This window comes from Planctomycetia bacterium (genome assembly GCA_021413845.1).
Lineage (GTDB): Bacteria > Planctomycetota > Planctomycetia > Pirellulales > PNKZ01 > PNKZ01.
Genome location: JAIOPP010000008.1, coordinates 137,107 through 153,216, shown reverse-complemented (window position 1 = coordinate 153,216; position 16,110 = coordinate 137,107). Strand labels below are relative to the sequence as shown.

The following is a 16,110-nucleotide window of genomic DNA, read 5'->3' as shown; positions in this document are numbered from 1 at the left end:
TAATAGCGGGGATCGATTCGAGCAAAGCAAACTTCGACGATACCCGGCCGCGCGACCGTTTACAAGGAGAGGGGCTCGCCGGCCATCTGCCGCTCGTGCTTAGTCAGTTCGTACATATCGTGCAGCAGCTGCAAGTCGCATAACCGCTGCTCGACTTTACGCCGCGCAAACATGCGGGCCTGCGCCGCAACGAGGATATCGACCGGCACTTCGGTGACCTGCCCGAACGAGCGGGCATAGTTCACGAAGCTCGGCACGTTCGTGGTGACGAAGCCGTAGACCATGCTGCACGCCCCGACGGTCTTGCCGGTGAAGATGCCAGTGTTGATGGCCGTCTTCGCGTAATCGCCGACGATCGCGCCGAGGAACTGCATGCCGGTCGGCACCTTGCGGCCGTGGTAGTCCATGTTGACTTGGCCGTAGGTGTTCTTGAGATCGCTGTTGCAGGTCCCTGCTCCGAGATTGACCCAACTGCCGAGGTAGCTGTGTCCGAGAAAACCGTGATGTTGCTTGTTCGTATACGGCTCGATGACGGAACCTTCGACTTCGCCGCCGATCTTCGTCGTGTGGCCGAGGCTCACGCAATCTTTCAACGCCGACTGTTCCGTGAGCCGAGCCGAGGGCCCGAGATAAACCGGGCCGCGCAAGAAACAATAGGGCCCGACCGATGCGCCGGCGTCGAGCAAGATCGGGCCTTTGTCCGTTTCGGTCACGCAATAGGAGCCGAGCTTCGCTTCGTCGGCTGCGAAGACCCCATCGGCGACTTCACGATAATTTCCTTTGCGTAGGCGATAGGCGAGGTTGTCGTTGAGGGCCGTGAGGTTGTGGCGCACGACGTCGTGCGGGAAATGAAACAGCGGCAGCTCGGCTTCGAGCGGCGCCTTCGGAAGCCTGCCGAGATACTCCGCGATGTGCGGCGGCTGCGCATCGCGCGGCAAAGGAGGCGCATCGGCGGCAAGCACGGCCAGCGCGATCGAATCGCCCGAGACGACCAAGCCCGGCTTCCCGGCCCGCGCAAGCTTCAACACGGCTTCCACCACGGCGACGCTCGGGACCAAGCGAGCGTTGACCAACACCAACGGCTCGTTCGCGGTCGCACGGAGCGGCTGCCCATCGGCGGGGGATTCGCTGATCAGGCCGTCGGCCAGGGCCGTGGCTTGCAGATGGGAGCGGAGCAAGAACGACGGCTGTTCGCCGAAGCTGCGCAACAACTCGATGAGGGTGAAGCCCGCACACGAAATGGCGGCGGCGGGCCGTCCGACGGAAATCGGATAAAGTTGCGCTACTTTGTCGTCTTCGAACAGCACGATAGTCATCGATTTTTCCTTGGGCCTGCCGACCGAACAAGTTGCGCAAGTGTGGCGAATGCAACCGATCCGCGGCACCGAGAGCCGAAGCCCTCGGGCGAGGACCCGATTATTCCAATTGCAGCGGATAGCGAACAGGGCAAGTGGCCGGTAGGCCGCGGCGGAAGACCAAAAACCGGCGGAGTCCCCCGTTCACTCTCGCGAAGAAGATGCTAAAATAGACTCGTCGATCTTCAGTGCCGTGCCCGTCGCTTTCAACCCGACGGCCCGACGACGAGACCGACGCTCCGTGCCGGAGTGGCGAAATGGCAGACGCGCTGGACTCAAAATCCTGTGGGAGCAATCCCGTGTCGGTTCAAGTCCGACCTTCGGTACCTACTCAAGGGACTCGACTTACGGTGAAAACCGCGAGTCGGGTCCCTTAGTCGTTTCCGCGGGCCATGTTGTTTCCGGGCTCGTCGTTTCAGCCATTATGTCGGCAAGCAAGCGCCGTAGGCGCGGTGGCCGTTGTCGCTTAAGAGCTTGCGTAGGCGGTCGACGCTGTAGCCTCGGCGCAGCAGTTCGGCCGTCAGTACCGGGAGGTCGCCCATGTGGTCTATTCCTTGCGGCCATTGGTCGGCGTCGATGCCGTTGATGTCGGTTCCTAGGCCGACGTGGTCGATGCCGACCGTGTCGATCAGATAATCGATCGTGTCGGCCAAGTCGCCCAGGGCGGCCGCGCGTGTCGTCGGCGTTGCGACGTCGGGCGGCAGTTTGCGATCTTGATAGAACTGCTCCTGAGCTTGCTTATCGCGCCGTAGTTTCATTCGCTCGTCCGGGTCGCTCGTGGATGCCAGCAGATATTTGTTGTACTCCCAGAGCCGCGGGCTCACGGGGCGCTGCGAATACTTCGTGCGCCAGGCTTCGGACGTCAGCATGTGATCGGCGAACAGCACTCCGATCACACCGCCGGTCGAGGCTAAGCGCTTCAAGGTCGCATCGCGCAGGCCGCGCGAGGCCGGAACGCGGTCGCGACTGGTCGTATGGCTATCGCTGATCGGACGTTTCGAGACCGCGGCCAGGGCCAGGGCCGTGTCGTCGGAAGCGTGGGCCGTGTCGATCGCGATGCCGAGCTCGTTCATGCGCGCGACCACCTGCCGGCCGAATTCGCTCAGCGCGGGAGCGGCACGTCCTTCATGACCGGCGCACCAGTTGTTGTGGTACTGCATGGCCGGATGCGTGGCTCGCACGCCGCGCTTAAAGAACTCGTCGACCGTGTCGAGTCGCGTCGTGTGGTTGTTGCCCGTCAGATGGACGATCACGCCGATCTGATCGTCGCCGGCGCGCGGCACGAGGTCGGCCGTGGTCTTGATGAGCCGAGTGCGAGGGCATTTTTCGATCGTCGCCACGACGTCGTCGATACGGCTCAACTGTCGTTCGAGCAGCCAATCGTTCGAGCCGGCGAGCTCGTACTGGCGCGGACCGGTTTGAAAGTAGCAGCCGAAGCCGATCGAAGCAACGAAGGTCTTCACTCCCGCCGCGTCGAGCTTCGTGAGATCGCACTGTCGACCACCATCGGCGCGGAATTGCTCTTGCGCGAAATTGAGATAGCCGATGAACACCGGGATCTCGCGATGCAAAGCTTTCGCTTCGCCGACGACGCCCGAGCCGGCACCCGCATGGACCGCAGGAAGATGGACACCGGCCAGCAGCGAGCCGGCGACGACGGTGCAACCTCGGCGGAGAATCGTTCGACGATGGAGTTTCTTAGCCACAGTTTCCTCGGAGGTTCTACGTTCGGGCGGCGGGGCGGTTGGGCAGTAACGCGGCGTTAGGATAGCCCGAGCAAGCGTCGGGCATTGTCGTGAAAGATTTTTTGGGTTGCGTCCGGCGGAAGATCGAGCTCGCGATACAGCTCGAATTGCGGAATCGCTTGGCCGGGGAAGTGATAGTCGGTGCCGAAGACCAAACGATCGGCCCGGCGCAGCAGGAACTCGCGGCCGAATTTCATGTCGCGACGAATCGCCGCCGCGCCGCTGCTGGCCGAGAGGTCGCCGTACAAGTTCGGATACTTGTCCATCAGCGCATCGATGGCGCCGCCGGGAGCGACCGGAGTCATCCGCGGCCCGGCACCAAGATCGGCTTGCGTTACTCCGCCGGCGAGCGATACCCACCAGCCGAACGCGTGCCCTAAGAAGTTGACGGTCGGAAAGGTTTCGAGCACCTTGGCGAAGCCCGGGAGGCCCGGCCGATCCATGTTGCGGGCATTGTCGATATGGATCAGCACCGGCAGCTTCAACTCGGCGCACGCGGCATACAACTTCATGTTCCGCGGATCGTCGATCGCCACACCGGTCTTATGCTCGCCGAATCCTTTCGCGCCAGCCTCGACGTAGCGCGTAAGCATGCCAAGCAACCCGCGCGATCCGCCCGAGTAGTCGGTGCGCGGATCGATCGAGCAGAACGGAATGAGTCGATCTCGATAGGGCTTCGTTTGCGCGAGCACGAAGTCGGGCGTGATCAAATAGCTCGACGATTCGGGAGACGCCAGCGGCAGCACGGCGGCCTGCGCCACATCGTTCGCGTCCATCCAACGGAGTAACTCTTCGGCCGTCAGCGGCGGAGTGTGATTCGCAGCCTGGCCGATGTGCGTGTGGATGTCGAAGAATTTTCCCATCGGCCGCTTGGCCTTCGTCGGTTCGTCGGCGCATGCGGCACCGGCGAAGCCCGCCAAGGCTGCCGAAGCGATCCGGCCGTGAAATCGACGGCGGTTCAACATGCGAATAGCCTTTTGATTACGACCTGCCGACGAGGCGCTCTAGCTGGGCGACGACTTCCGCGAGAGGCATTACGTCGCCGAGATCGATGTCGATATCGAGCAAGTTCACTTCGTGGAACACCTCGCAGCGCTCTCCCACCGCTTCGCGCGGAACGATGACCCGAAAGCTGTCGGTCGCATCGCGGCAGGTCGCGTAGACGCAATGGCTCGTGCTCACTCCCGTCACGATCAACGTGTCGACCCCGAGCGACGTCAACATTTCGTGCAGGTTCGTCCCTTTGAAGGCCGACGCATACGGCTTGCGAATCACTTTTTCGTTGGGCCGGCGCTCGAGCCGCGCGTCGAGCTCGAAGCGATGCGCCGTCTCAGGCCGAACGTTCATGCAAAGCTTCTTGTTCTGCGGGCTCGGCGGGGTCGCCGGGTCGTAAGCGAACGTGGTGAAGAAGATCGGGATGCCCGCGGTTCGCGCAGCGGCGAGCATCTTGCACGACTGCACGACGACGCTTTCCAAATCCGATCCCATCGCGTGGTCGGGCTGAGTCCAATGCAGCGCTAGGTCGATCACGATCAACGCCGGCCGCGAACCGAAGCCGACGCGCGTCCCCCAATTCCGGGCGAGATAACGGCGCTTCAACTCGGCCAAATGCTCCAGCAACGGGCCGCGCAAGGCTTCGGGAAGACGCAGATCGGGCGAGCCGAAATCCAGCGGGTTCGTTTCAGCGGACATCGCGTTTTACCTCAGCGGGGCGAATGCGTTCTTAGTGGGCAACTACCGTAGCGGCTTCCCTGCGAGCGGCTTGCCGTTGGTCGTAAGAATCTGAAAATGATGGACGCGATGCGGCTCTTCATACTTCCACACGATCTGTTTCTCGCGCGTGATCTCGAACAGCTTGATTCCCTTCTGCGCGCCATAACTCGCGACGACCGTATTGCCGTCGGCGAGACGCTGGCAGCCGCACGGATCGGCGAATGGCTTATTCGGCAGGTCGTCGTTCGAGACCAACCAGGCGACTTTGCCTTGAGCATCGAACTCCGCGATCTTATTGCCGTGCGTGAGCGCGACCAACGTGTTGCCGTCGGCGAGACGAATCGCGGTGAACGGCCACACTTGCGCGGCACGGCCTCCCAGTTCCGGCAGGTCGGTCTTGATTTCGCCGACGATCTCTCCCTTCGGCGAGTATTCCTTCACCTTAAACGCCAGGAGATGCGGCACGAGGTAGTTGCCGTTCGCCAGCTTGCGCGCCATGCGCGTCTGCATGTGCGCGTTGTCGGTCTCCGGTTGCAACGGAAACTCCACGACCGTCTTTCCGGCGGCATCGACTTCGATCAGCTTCGGCTTCGTGCCGAGCTCGGTGATGAGCGTGTTGCCGTCGGCCAGCCGCTCGACGGTGCCGATCTCTCGATTCTCGGCCGACTTCGCATACCGAAAGATCACCTCTTTTTTGTCGCCGCTATATTCTCGGATCTCATCGGTCCAAGCGATCAAGATGTTCCCGTTGGGCAATACCCAGCCGTCGCGTGCGGCGGCCTTGCCGGAGTTCCAAGCTTCGCCCCCGGCTTCATCGATGATGCCCGTAAAGCTCGGGCCGGCGACGAAGAACGAATGGCGAATCTCCTCGGCGAACGTTGCCCGGGAAGGTGCCGCGAGGAGAACGGCGAACGCCAACATCGAAGCGAAACGAAACATGCAGAACCACCTCGGAGAGGAACGATCAGGGCGAGCGTTATCGTATCCCGCTTGCGCCGCGGGTGTTATCGATAACCTGCTAAGAAACGAACCGGCCGAAGTCCCAGAGTCTCGCCCCCCGATCTAGAGCACGAATCAGCTTGCATCAGCCGAGATCGATACATAAAGTGAGCGTTTCGGCCCGCCTTCCCACAACTCGCGTTCGGTTGACCGCAAACGGTTTTTTCAAGTGAGACGTCGATGGGGCCTGGGTCTTTGTTGTTGTGCGGCACGATCATTTTACCGGATCGGCTGTTGGTGCGCGGGGCGGTCTGGGTGCGCGGCGGTCGGATCGTCGCCGTCGATCATGAGTCGACCTTGCTCTCGTCGGCCGATCCGGCAACGACGACGATCCTCGACGCCGGCGACGGCTACATCGCGCCCGGATTCGTCGACTTGCATGTTCACGGCGGTCTAGGGGCCGACTTCATGGACGGCACCGCCGACTCCTACCGTACGGCACTCCTCGCACACGCACGCCACGGCACGACCAGCCTCACCCCGACGACGACCGTGGCCCGGCATGAACAAATCATCTCCGTATTGAAACTGACGCGTGAGTTCATGCGGCCGAAGGTGCCGGGCGCGGCGGTTCTGCCGCGGGTCCTCGGCGCACATTTCTACGGTCCTTATTTCCGCTACGAAGCCCGCGGTGCGCATCCGGGAGCCGCGATTCGTCCGCCGGTCGAGCGCGAGTTCGCGGAGTATCTCGAATTCGCCGACGCGCTGGCGACGGCGACCGTCGCGCCGGAGCTGCCGGGTGCGGAAGAGTTCGCCCGCGCTTGCACGGCCAAAGGGGTTCGTTTGAACGCGGGCCATAGCTGGGCGACGTTCGAGCAAATGCGCGCGGCCGTACGTTGGGGTGTGCGCCATATCGACCACCTGTATTGCGCGATGAGCGACAAGACCCGGCTGCGGCAGTTTCAAACCTACCCGATGCAAGGAGGCGTTCTCGAAGCGACTTTGTTCTTCGACGAACTGACGACGGAAGTGATCGCCGACGGCAAGCACCTCTCGCCCGACCTGCTCGAACTGGCGCTCAAGATCAAAGGGCCCGACCGCTTGGCGCTGGTCACCGACTGCAATCGGGCCCTCGACATGCCCGAGGGAGAATACATGATCGGCCCGCTCGACGGGGGCGAACCGCTGCTCCATCGCGACGGCGTCGGCCTGATGCCCGACGGCAAAGGGCTTGCTTCGAGCGTGCGCGGGATGGACCATATGCTGCGCACGTTTCTGGAACAGACGGGGCGGCCGTTGTGGGAGGTCGTGCGCATGGCGTCGCTCACGCCGGCGCAAATCCTCGGCAGAGAGCATGAAATCGGTAGTCTGACGGTCGGCAAATACGGCGATGCCGTGGTCCTCGATCGCGAGCTCGGCGTGCGACGCGTCTTCGTCGCCGGAGCCGAAATCGAATAACCCGACCGATCGCGCACGTAACGCGTTCGACGAACTCAAATCGCACTCAAGGAATCGCAACTATGTGGACTCGTCGCCGAATGATCGGTTCGCTCGCGCCTTTGGCGGCCGGAGCCATGCTGATCGACGAAGTCGCCGCCGCCGATAGCTCCGTGCCCGACGTCGTCGATCGCAACACGAAGATCAAGATCACGAAGCTCACCGCCACGCCGGCGAAGGCCAAGGTCTTCATCAAGATCGAGACGAACATGGGAATCGTCGGCTGGGGCGAGATCGATCAATTGGATCGCAGCGCCGCGATCGCCTTGGTCAACTCTCTCTTCAGGCTGCTCGACGGCGAGAACCCGACGCGGGTCGAGTATCTGTGGCAGAAGCTCTTTCGCTCGCATCGCGACATGCGCGGCGGACCGTTTATGACGCACGTCATCGCCGGCATCGACATGGCATTGTGGGACATCACCGGCAAGCTATGGGGCGTGCCGATCCACCGCCTGATGGGAGGCCCTTGCCGCGATAAAGTGGCCGTCTACCCCTCGGCCAAAGCAACGAAAGTCGGCGCGGGCGCGCAACCTTTCGGTGGAACGCCGGCCCAGCTCGATGGCTTCGTGAAGCTGGTCGCCGGCGCGCGAGAGAAACTGGGGCCCGACGGGCTCCTGATGTTCGACGCTCACTGCGCCCTGCCGCCGCCGTTTCTGATGCAACTCGCGCCGCTGCTCGAGCCGTATAAGCTGCTGTATATCGAAGAGCCTGCGGTGCCGGGAAACATCGAAGTGTTTAAGCGGCTCAAGGAAGTGATCCGCATTCCGCTCGCGGTGGGAGAACAAGCCCGCACGATTTGGGACGTCATTCCTTATCTGCAAGAAGGCGTAGCCGATATCTTGCAGATCGACTGCGCCCACACGGGAGGCATGTCGCAGCTACGAAAGATCGCCACGCTCGGCGAAGGCTACCAAATCCCGATCGCTCCGCATTGCGTGACGACCGATCTCGGCATGACGGCGAGCCTGCACGTCTCGGCCGCGGTGCCGATGTTTCTGATCCACGAATACTACCCGAGCATCACGCCGAAGGGGTTGATCCGGAAGCAATGGACCGTCGAAGACGGCTACGCTTCGGTTCCCGAAGGGCCGGGGCTCGGCTGCGAAGTCGACGAAGCGGTGCTCGCGCAACTCGCCAAAGAACCCTACACGCAGGAATGGCCGACGCGCGGCCGGCTGCCCGACGGCTCGATCTCGGATTATTGACCTCTTGCGAACACCGCGTCGGCTCGCGGGGCGCTACGCCATGTCGAGGCCCGGCATGGTGCCGCCCGCGCCGGCGAAGCGATCGGTTTCGACTCCCATGCGCTGGAGCAGCGACACGAACAGTCGGCCGAGCGGCTCGTTCTTGTCTTTCGCGAAAGCGAGATGCGCGCCGTGCTTGAAGCCGCCGCCGGCGAGCAACATCGGCCAGTCTTTGTTGGTGTGGCCGTTGGCGTTCCCCATGCATGTGCCGTAAAGCACGGAACTGCGATCGAGCAGCGTCGAGCCGGCTTCGTTCACCCCTTGCAAACCGGTGAGGAAGTCGCGGAAGGCCGTGAATTGCGCGGTCTCGATCTTGCGCAGCTCGTCGATCATCTCCGGACGATTGCCGTGGTGCGTGAGCGAATGGGTTTCGTGCTTGACCTCGGGAATTTCGGTAAGCGTGCCGAGCGGCTGGACGAACAGGCTCACGATGCGCGTCGAGTCGGTTTCCAAAGCCAGTTTGACCAGATCCAACGTCGTGCGCAGGCGGGTGATGAGTTGCGCGGGATCCTTCATCTCGGGCGGCTCCTTCATCTCGACCTTCGGCTTCGGCTTCTGTTCCCAAGCTTCGGCCAGCAGCAATTGTTGCTCGAGTTCGCGAACCGAGGTGAAGTATTGATCGAGCCGGTGCCGATCGGCGATCGCCGCGCCGGCTTGCAAGCGCTTGGCTCGTTCGTTGACGGTGTCGAGCAAGCTCCGGCCGGAGCGCAGATCGTTCACGCGGGCGTCGATTTCCTTCACGCTCCCTTGCACGAACAATTTGCGATACAGCGCAGCGGGGCTCGTCTCCGGCGGGATGAGTACGCCCGAGCGATTGAACGACATGCTCCGGTCGCCGGAGTTGCTGGCGGCGAGCACGAGCGAGGAGAATCGCGTTTGGCTGCCGAGTTGTTCGGCGGCGAATTGATCGAGCGACACGGAGTTGCGAAAGCCCGCCCCTGCCGGATGCGGCGCGCCGGTGAGGAAGGAAACTTCGTTCGAGTGTCCGCCGTCGACGCCGGGATGCGAGACGTTGGAGAAGACGGTGAGCTGCTTGCGCAGCGGCGCGAGGACTTCCAGATACGGCGACGGCGCGTAATCGCGACCGGCTTTCTCCGGAAAGAACAGATGCGGCATGATCCCTTGATTCGTTTGGATCGCAACCAACCTGCGCGGCGCGGGGGCTTCAGCCGCGCGTGCCAAGGCGGGGAGCGCGAGCGTAACGCCGACGCCGCAGAGAAACGTGCGGCGCGAGACCCCGTTCGAGATATTCGGCGACGACGAATGGGAATTCATAGCTTATTTCCGGCGGAATGTTTGGGTGCTGATGACTTCATGCACGAGGCTGCGCAGCCCGAAATGGCTTTCGCGCGTCCGATTGAGAATCAATTCGACTTCGGAGCGATCGGCGAAACCGACGCGCGCTCCGGTCGCATAGAGGATGAGTCGCTCGATGAGATTTCGCGCGATCGCTTCTTCCTCGGTGAGCAGAATGTGTTTGAACTCGACGATGTCTTTGAACTTCCGGCCGTCGACCGTCGTGCCGGTCGCATCGACGGGGAGACCGAAACGGACGTTATTCATGACATGAATCCATTGGTTCGGCAAGACGCCGAGGAACTCATGTTTCAACGGGTCTTTGCCGCGCCGCAAGGTCGGATCGGTGACGGTCTCGCCGGTGAAGCGATAGAGCGTGCGCCAACCGCCGATGACGTCGAAGTTTTCGAGCGCAAAACCCGGCGGATCCATCTTCGCGTGGCAACCGGCGCAAGCCGCCGTGTTGCGGTGGGCGTCGAGCTGTTCGCGAATCGTCGTGGTGCCGCGCACGTCGGGATCGACGGCCGGCGTGTCGGGCGGCGGCGGTTTCACCGGCCGACCGAGAATGCGATCCATGACCCATGCGCCGCGCTGTACGGGAGAAGTCGTCGTGCCGTTGGCCGTGATCTTCAGAACCGCGGCTTGCGTGACGAAGCCGCCGTAGGGGCTCCCCGCAGGCTTGGTAACGCGGCGAATCGCGGAACCCGTGACGCCGGCGATGCGGTAGTGTTCGGCCAGGCGTTGGTTGATCATCAGGAAATTCGAGTCGACCGCGTGGCCGATCCCAAGATCGTGGTCGAGCAGCTCGCGGAAGTAGGCCCGCGATTCCATGAGCATGGCATCGCGCAAGTCGGGCCGGAACTCCGGATACAGGCGTCCCTCGGGACTCGTGAAGTCGATCTTCCGCAGGTCGAGCCATTGGTCGAGAAAATCGTCGACGAAACGGTTGGAGCGCGGATCGGCGAGCATCCGATCCATTTGCAGCGTGATCGTTTTCGGATGCAGTTGGCGCTTATCGGCGAGCGTTTTCAGCTCATCGTCGGGCAGCGAATTCCACAGCAAATACGAGAGCCGCGCGGCGATCGCATACTGATCGAGCGACATCGGATCTTGCGGCGAATTCGCTCCCGGCGGCTCTTGAATGAAGATGAAGTCGGGCGAGCAGAGGGCGACCCGATACGCGGCGCGCATCGCGTTTTCGAAGTAGTCGCCGGCGTCGATTCGCTCCCGCGCGATCTTCACGTAGACGGCGAGCTCTTCTTCCGTGACCGGTCGGCGAAACGCACGGGGCAAGAAGTCGCGCAGCAAGCGCGGGGCGTCGTCGTTCGGTCGGGGCGAGGCCGCCGTCCAGATCGGTTGCCACTTCTGAAACTCCTTGCCGTCGGTATGATCCGGCCGAAAGCCGGGGCGACGAATCGGCTTCACCGGTTGGCGCGGATACTCGCGATCTTTTTCATGCGGAATCTCGGCGATCGGCAGATTACCGAACAGCCGCCGATGGCTCGCCGGCGGCCACATGTCGTTCAACGGCCCCTCGACGTCGAAAAAATCGACCGCCACGCCGGGGCCTTCGTGGTTGTAAGCGGTATTGAAGTTCGGCCACAGGCTCGCCGGGTTGAGTTCCACCGTGTCCGCTTCGTTCAACCACACGACGATCTCATGCGTCCGCGGCTGCATCGAAGGGGCGTCGACGTATGCCAACACGCGACCGTTCGCGGTCAGCGCGATCGATTGCAGGCGATCGGTCTCCCCGATTTCTCCCTTGTTGTAGTTGAAGCTCCAAACCGAAGTGCGCAGACGATAGAAGCCGGAGTGGAAGGGAGAGAAGTTCTCGACCAAGCAGTCGTAGGAAGGGCGCGCGTGGGTGATGATGCCGAGCGAGTCCATCGCTTGCAGATGCGTGCCGAAATCGCGCATGTGAATGCCGACCGTGCCGTCGCGCGGACGGATGCGCTCGACCACGCTCATGTCGACGCGGCGATTCTTGATCGGAAACGAGCATTCGCAGAACTGCGCCAGTCCACCGATCCGGCGGAAGCGCTGCTGAAAGACCGTCGGTTTGTCTTCGTGTGCGATGGCTTCATCAAGCACGTAGTCGGCGGCTTCGAGATACTTCCGCAGTTGCACCGGTGAGATTTCGAGCGCGACGCTCGACTTATCGAAGCCGTCGGCCCGGCCGTCTTCCGGCAGCAGGTCTTTCACCTGCAGGCCGGGCATCGAGAACAAGTCGCGCATCGTGCTTTCGTATTCGGTCCGATTGAGTCGGCGAATCGGCACGCGACCTTCCGTTCGCTGCCGCTGGTTGTCGGCCGCGTGCAGCAGGTTCGCGAGTTCCTTGAGCATCGCCTCGCGCTCTTTCGCCGGCGGTGCCCCTTCCTTCGACGGCGGAGGCATCTCGCCGTCGCGCACGCGGTCGTGAACCGAAACCCAGCGCTGCAGCACGGCCCGATCCGCCAGGTCGGGCTTGAGATCCGTGAGATCGAGCCCTCCTTTTTTCGTGCCGGCGTCGTGGCATTCGCTGCAATGCGTTTCGATAAACTTGCGCGTCTGCCCCGGCAACTCGGCCGACGAGGCGGCACTTTGCGCAAGCGATGCCAAGGCAAGAGCGTAGAGCAACCGGTGCTTCATCGAAAGTTCACGGCTGGGGGGGCGGTGGCGGGAAGTCGAGCGCGGCGCAAAGTCGAATGAGGCGCTGCGAGAAACCTATTATAGCAGCCCCCGGCGGACGTCGAATGCCGAGTCCGTTTTCACCGTATTTGCCGTAGAAACGATGGTTTACCGCCGTTTTCGCTACGGGTACTGCACATGGAATCCACGGGCCTTGAGCGGGATGCGCGCGAGGCTCAGATCGATCGTCGCGTAGAGTACGTTCGCTTCTTCGCCGATGCCGAACTCGACGTTGCTCGGCAGGCCGACCACGGCCTCGCCCGACTGGTTCGCAGCGCCGGTCGGAATGAAGGCGATTTCCTTGCCGTCGCCGTCGACGACCATGATGCCCGGCCGCGACGGCTCGCGAACCGTGAGATAAACATGGCCTGCGGCATCGACGGTCATCCCATCGCAACCTTTCTTGTCGCCGAAGTCGACGATCGTGCGGCGCGGTCCGTCGACCGAACCGTTGCCGCCGAGCGGAAAGGCGTAGATCTTCATCGCGCCGGCCTTCGGAGGGCCGGGCTTCGTGACGTCGACGCTGCCGTTGTCGTGATCGGCGACGTAGAGCACCTTGCCGTCGGGACTGATCGCGAGGCCGTTCGGCTTGGCGACTTCGTGCGTGATTTCGCGAATCGCGCCGGAAGGCTCGATGCAATACACGGCCATGTGCTTCAGCTCCATCGGCTCGTCCCCCAAATACTTCGGGTCGGTGAAGTAGATGCGGCCGTCTCGATCGATGCAGATATCGTTCGGGGCGTTGAAGCGTTTGCCGTTGATGCCGTCGACGACCGAGGTCTTCGTCTTCTGCTTGATGTCCCAACGACTAACGCAACGCCCTCCCTGGCCGGCTCCTTCGCAAGCCAGCAGCCGACCTTGGAGATCGAAGACGAGGCCATTCGACTTGCCGCTGTCTTCACTGAAGATCGTGTTTTGCTTGAGCTTCGGATCGAAGCGCACGATCAGCCCCCGGTCGTGGCCGAAAGGAATGTCGGAGAAGTAGATGCTGCCGTCCGGAGCGACGGCCGGCCCTTCCGTCAGGCCCCCTTTGATGTTCGCAGTGCGCGTGTAGAGCAACTCCCACTTCGCATCGGGGGCGACGATCGTGTCGCCGGTCGGTGCCGGAACTTCGGCCGAGACGAGGGCCGAGCGGAAGAGCACTAGGCAAACGATCGAGAATGCGTAACCGTGGTTTTTCATCATGTTACCTCAAGGCGAAATTTCAAGTCGGCTGAAAGAAGTGGTCGTCACGCTACCAAAGTAATTTGCCGCCGTCGATCACGACGACCGAACCGGTCATAAAGCTCGACGCGTCGCTCGCGAGATACACGGCCAGGCCGCCGATCTCGTGCGGCTCGCCCCAACGAGCCATCGGAATCAGCGCCTCGACCTCGCTCTTAAACTCCGGCCGCTCGCCGATCCAGCGGCGGTTGGCTTCGGTGAGAAAGGGGCCCGGCGCGATGGCGTTCACCGTGACGCCGTACTGCGCCCAATCGGCGGCGACGGCCTTGGTGAACATCGTCAGAGCGGCCTTTGATGTCTCGTACGCCCGTCCGCGCATCGCCCGGCCGGCCCACATACCGGAGATCGAAGAGACGTTGATGATTCGGCCGCGCCGGCGTTTCAGCATCGCGCCGCCGAGGAGCTTCGTGCAGAGAAACGCATGGGTCAGATTCAAATCGATGATCTTTTGCCAGTCGGCCAGCGGCAAGTCTTCCGTCGGGATGTTGATGCGCCGGCCGCCGACGTTGTTCACCAGAATGTCGATCGGATCGAACTCGCGCAGCAGCCGCTCGCACAACCGCTCGGCCTCGTCGGGCACCCCGAGATCGGCAGCCACGGTCGAGACGCGCAGCCCTTCGCTTGTAAGAACCTCGCGCGCTTGTTTCAAATGCTCTTCGTCTCTGCCGACGAGCACCAACTCGGCGCCGGCTTGACCGAGCGCGCGAGCCATCTCCAGCCCCAAGCCGCGCGACCCGCCGGTAACGACCGCGCGGCGACCATCGAGACGAAACGAGTCGAGAACATTCATCGGCATCGGCTTTCCACGGAAATCTTCGACGGCAGATCTGGTTCGGCACCAGCTAGGAACTCGACACCCTAACTAAAGCGACGGTCGGGTTCAATGATTTTCACGGTCGTCGATGCGTTGCGAACGATCTTTCGAGGAGAATCTTGGTTCGCCGGCCGACTTTGCGTCGTCGCTTCGCGTCACTTACACTTTCGTCATGACTTCGCCCTCGGTCGCAGCGAAAGAACACGATGAACGCCGAAGAGCTTTGTTACTTATCGGCGGTCGAGTTGGCCGCGGCGGTGCGGGAGAAGCAAGTCTCGCCGGTCGAGGTCGTGAAGACGGTGCTCGAACGGATCGAACGACTCAACCCGCGGCTGAATGCCTTTTGCACGCTCACCGCCGACGCAGCCTTGCGCTCGGCGCGCGAAGCGGAAGCGGCCGTGATGCGCGGCGACAAGCTCGGCCCGTTGCACGGCGTGCCGGTCTCGATTAAAGACTTGCTGCCGACCAAGGGTGTGCGCACGACTTCCGGCTCGAAGCTCTTCGAAAACAATATCGCCGCCGAAGACGCCCCGAGCGTCGAGCGGATGCGCCGCGCCGGCGCAATCTTGCTCGGCCAAACGAATACGCCGGAGTTCGGTTGGAAGGGAGTCACCGAGAACCGCGTGTTCGGCGTTACGCGCAATCCGTGGAACACGGAGCTTACGCCCGGCGGCAGCAGCGGCGGCGGCGCAAGTGCGGTTGCAGCCGGCCTAGGGCCGATCGGCATCGGCACCGACGGCGGCGGTTCGCTTCGCATTCCCGCTTCGTTCTGCGAGCTCGTCGGCCTGAAACCGTCGTTCGGGCGCGTGCCGAATTATCCCGCGACCGGCGTCGACTCGTTGCGGCATACCGGCCCGTTGACGCGCACCGTGGCCGACGCCGCTCTGACGTTGGAGGTCCTCGCCGGTCCCGACGAACGAGACCCGAACTCGCTCCCCGCTGCGCCGCGCGATTATCTTGCGCAGCTCGACGCGGGGATTCGCGGCTTGCGCATCGCCTATAGCGACGACCTCGGCTACGCCTGGGTCGAGCCCGAAGTTGCGGCGCTGTGTGCCGATGCGGCTCGTCACTTAGCCGCAGCAGGAGCGACGGTCGAAGAAGTCGAGTTGAAATGGAAAGACCCTTACGACTGTTGGACCGTGTTCTTCTACGGCGGCATCGGGGCGCGCGTGGCGAATGGTTTCGCCGAAAAGAAAAACTTGCTCGATCCGGGCCTCGTGCCGGTCGCCGAGCGGGGGCTGAAGCTCTCGGCCGTCGACTACGTGAACGCGCTCGTCGAGCGCAACGGCGTGTGGCAACAAACGCGTGCCGTCTTCGAGCGCTTCGATCTGCTGGTGACGCCGACCGTGGCGGTGCCGCCGTTCGTGATCGGTCGAAATCGACCGGAGCTGCCGGCCGGCGTCGACGGGGCCGAGTTGCGCTGGAGCCCGTTCACGTATGGCTTCAACCTGACGGGCCAACCGGCGATCAGCGTGCCGTGCGGTCGAACTCGGGCCGGCTTGCCGGTCGGCTTGCAGATCGTCGGTCGGCGCTTCGCCGATGCCGTGGTTCTGCAAGCCGCGCGGGCTTGGGAGCAAATCCAACCCTGGGCCGAGCGACGTCCCGAACTTTCCTAA

The 16,110-nt window shown here is 62.7% G+C and carries 12 protein-coding genes and 1 tRNA gene; 4 read left to right on the top strand and 9 right to left on the bottom strand.

The window, feature by feature from the left end; all coding sequences use genetic code 11:
• Positions 1 to 59: 59 nt before the first annotated feature.
• A complete protein-coding gene (locus K8U03_02005) occupies positions 60 to 1,316 on the bottom strand; it encodes a glucose-1-phosphate thymidylyltransferase (protein ID MCE9603657.1) in 1,257 nt (418 codons plus the stop codon).
• Between the two features lie 282 nt (positions 1,317 to 1,598).
• Between K8U03_02005 and K8U03_02000 the strand changes: the two genes are divergently transcribed.
• A tRNA-Leu gene (locus tag K8U03_02000) sits at positions 1,599 to 1,681 on the top strand.
• Positions 1,682 to 1,777: 96 nt separating this feature from the next.
• On the opposite strand, the gene K8U03_01995 is transcribed toward K8U03_02000, so the two are convergent.
• From K8U03_01995 to K8U03_01980, 4 genes are all read right to left on the bottom strand, one after another.
• Complete coding sequence (locus tag K8U03_01995; GenBank protein ID MCE9603656.1) at positions 1,778 to 3,061, bottom strand: dipeptidase; 1,284 nt, start codon at positions 3,059 to 3,061, stop codon at positions 1,778 to 1,780.
• A gap of 56 nt (positions 3,062 to 3,117) precedes the next feature.
• Positions 3,118 to 3,963, bottom strand: a complete 846-nt coding sequence (locus tag K8U03_01990) for an amidohydrolase family protein (protein ID MCE9603655.1) — start codon at positions 3,961 to 3,963, stop codon at positions 3,118 to 3,120.
• Positions 3,964 to 4,081: 118 nt separating this feature from the next.
• Positions 4,082 to 4,792, bottom strand: coding sequence for an isochorismatase family protein (locus tag K8U03_01985; protein ID MCE9603654.1), 711 nt, complete (start codon positions 4,790 to 4,792; stop codon positions 4,082 to 4,084).
• Between the two features lie 42 nt (positions 4,793 to 4,834).
• Positions 4,835 to 5,752, bottom strand: coding sequence for a hypothetical protein (locus tag K8U03_01980; GenBank protein MCE9603653.1), 918 nt, complete (start codon positions 5,750 to 5,752; stop codon positions 4,835 to 4,837).
• 240 nt (positions 5,753 to 5,992) lie between these two features.
• On the opposite strand from K8U03_01980, the gene K8U03_01975 reads away from it, so the two are divergent.
• Together K8U03_01975 and K8U03_01970 are read left to right on the top strand one after the other, a co-directional pair.
• Entirely contained in the window at positions 5,993 to 7,210 is a 1,218-nt protein-coding gene (locus K8U03_01975) for an amidohydrolase family protein (protein ID MCE9603652.1), read from the top strand.
• Positions 7,211 to 7,272: 62 nt separating this feature from the next.
• The gene (locus K8U03_01970) at positions 7,273 to 8,454 is read left to right on the top strand and encodes a mandelate racemase/muconate lactonizing enzyme family protein (protein MCE9603651.1); all 1,182 of its coding nucleotides are present in this window, start codon (positions 7,273 to 7,275) and stop codon (positions 8,452 to 8,454) included.
• A 33-nt stretch (positions 8,455 to 8,487) separates the two neighbouring features.
• On the opposite strand, the gene K8U03_01965 is transcribed toward K8U03_01970, so the two are convergent.
• From K8U03_01965 to K8U03_01950, 4 genes are all read right to left on the bottom strand, one after another.
• A complete protein-coding gene (locus K8U03_01965) occupies positions 8,488 to 9,768 on the bottom strand; it encodes a DUF1552 domain-containing protein (protein ID MCE9603650.1) in 1,281 nt (426 codons plus the stop codon).
• Between the two features lie 3 nt (positions 9,769 to 9,771).
• Positions 9,772 to 12,417 (bottom strand): DUF1592 domain-containing protein, encoded by a 2,646-nt coding sequence (locus K8U03_01960; GenBank protein MCE9603649.1) that lies wholly within the window; start codon positions 12,415 to 12,417, stop codon positions 9,772 to 9,774.
• Between the two features lie 162 nt (positions 12,418 to 12,579).
• The gene (locus K8U03_01955) at positions 12,580 to 13,638 is read right to left on the bottom strand and encodes an SMP-30/gluconolactonase/LRE family protein (GenBank protein ID MCE9603648.1); all 1,059 of its coding nucleotides are present in this window, start codon (positions 13,636 to 13,638) and stop codon (positions 12,580 to 12,582) included.
• A gap of 52 nt (positions 13,639 to 13,690) precedes the next feature.
• A complete protein-coding gene (locus K8U03_01950; GenBank protein ID MCE9603647.1) occupies positions 13,691 to 14,470 on the bottom strand; it encodes an SDR family oxidoreductase in 780 nt (259 codons plus the stop codon).
• Positions 14,471 to 14,700: 230 nt separating this feature from the next.
• Here K8U03_01950 and K8U03_01945 point away from each other — a divergent pair, with 230 nt between their 5' ends.
• Complete coding sequence (locus tag K8U03_01945; GenBank protein ID MCE9603646.1) at positions 14,701 to 16,110, top strand: amidase; 1,410 nt, start codon at positions 14,701 to 14,703, stop codon at positions 16,108 to 16,110.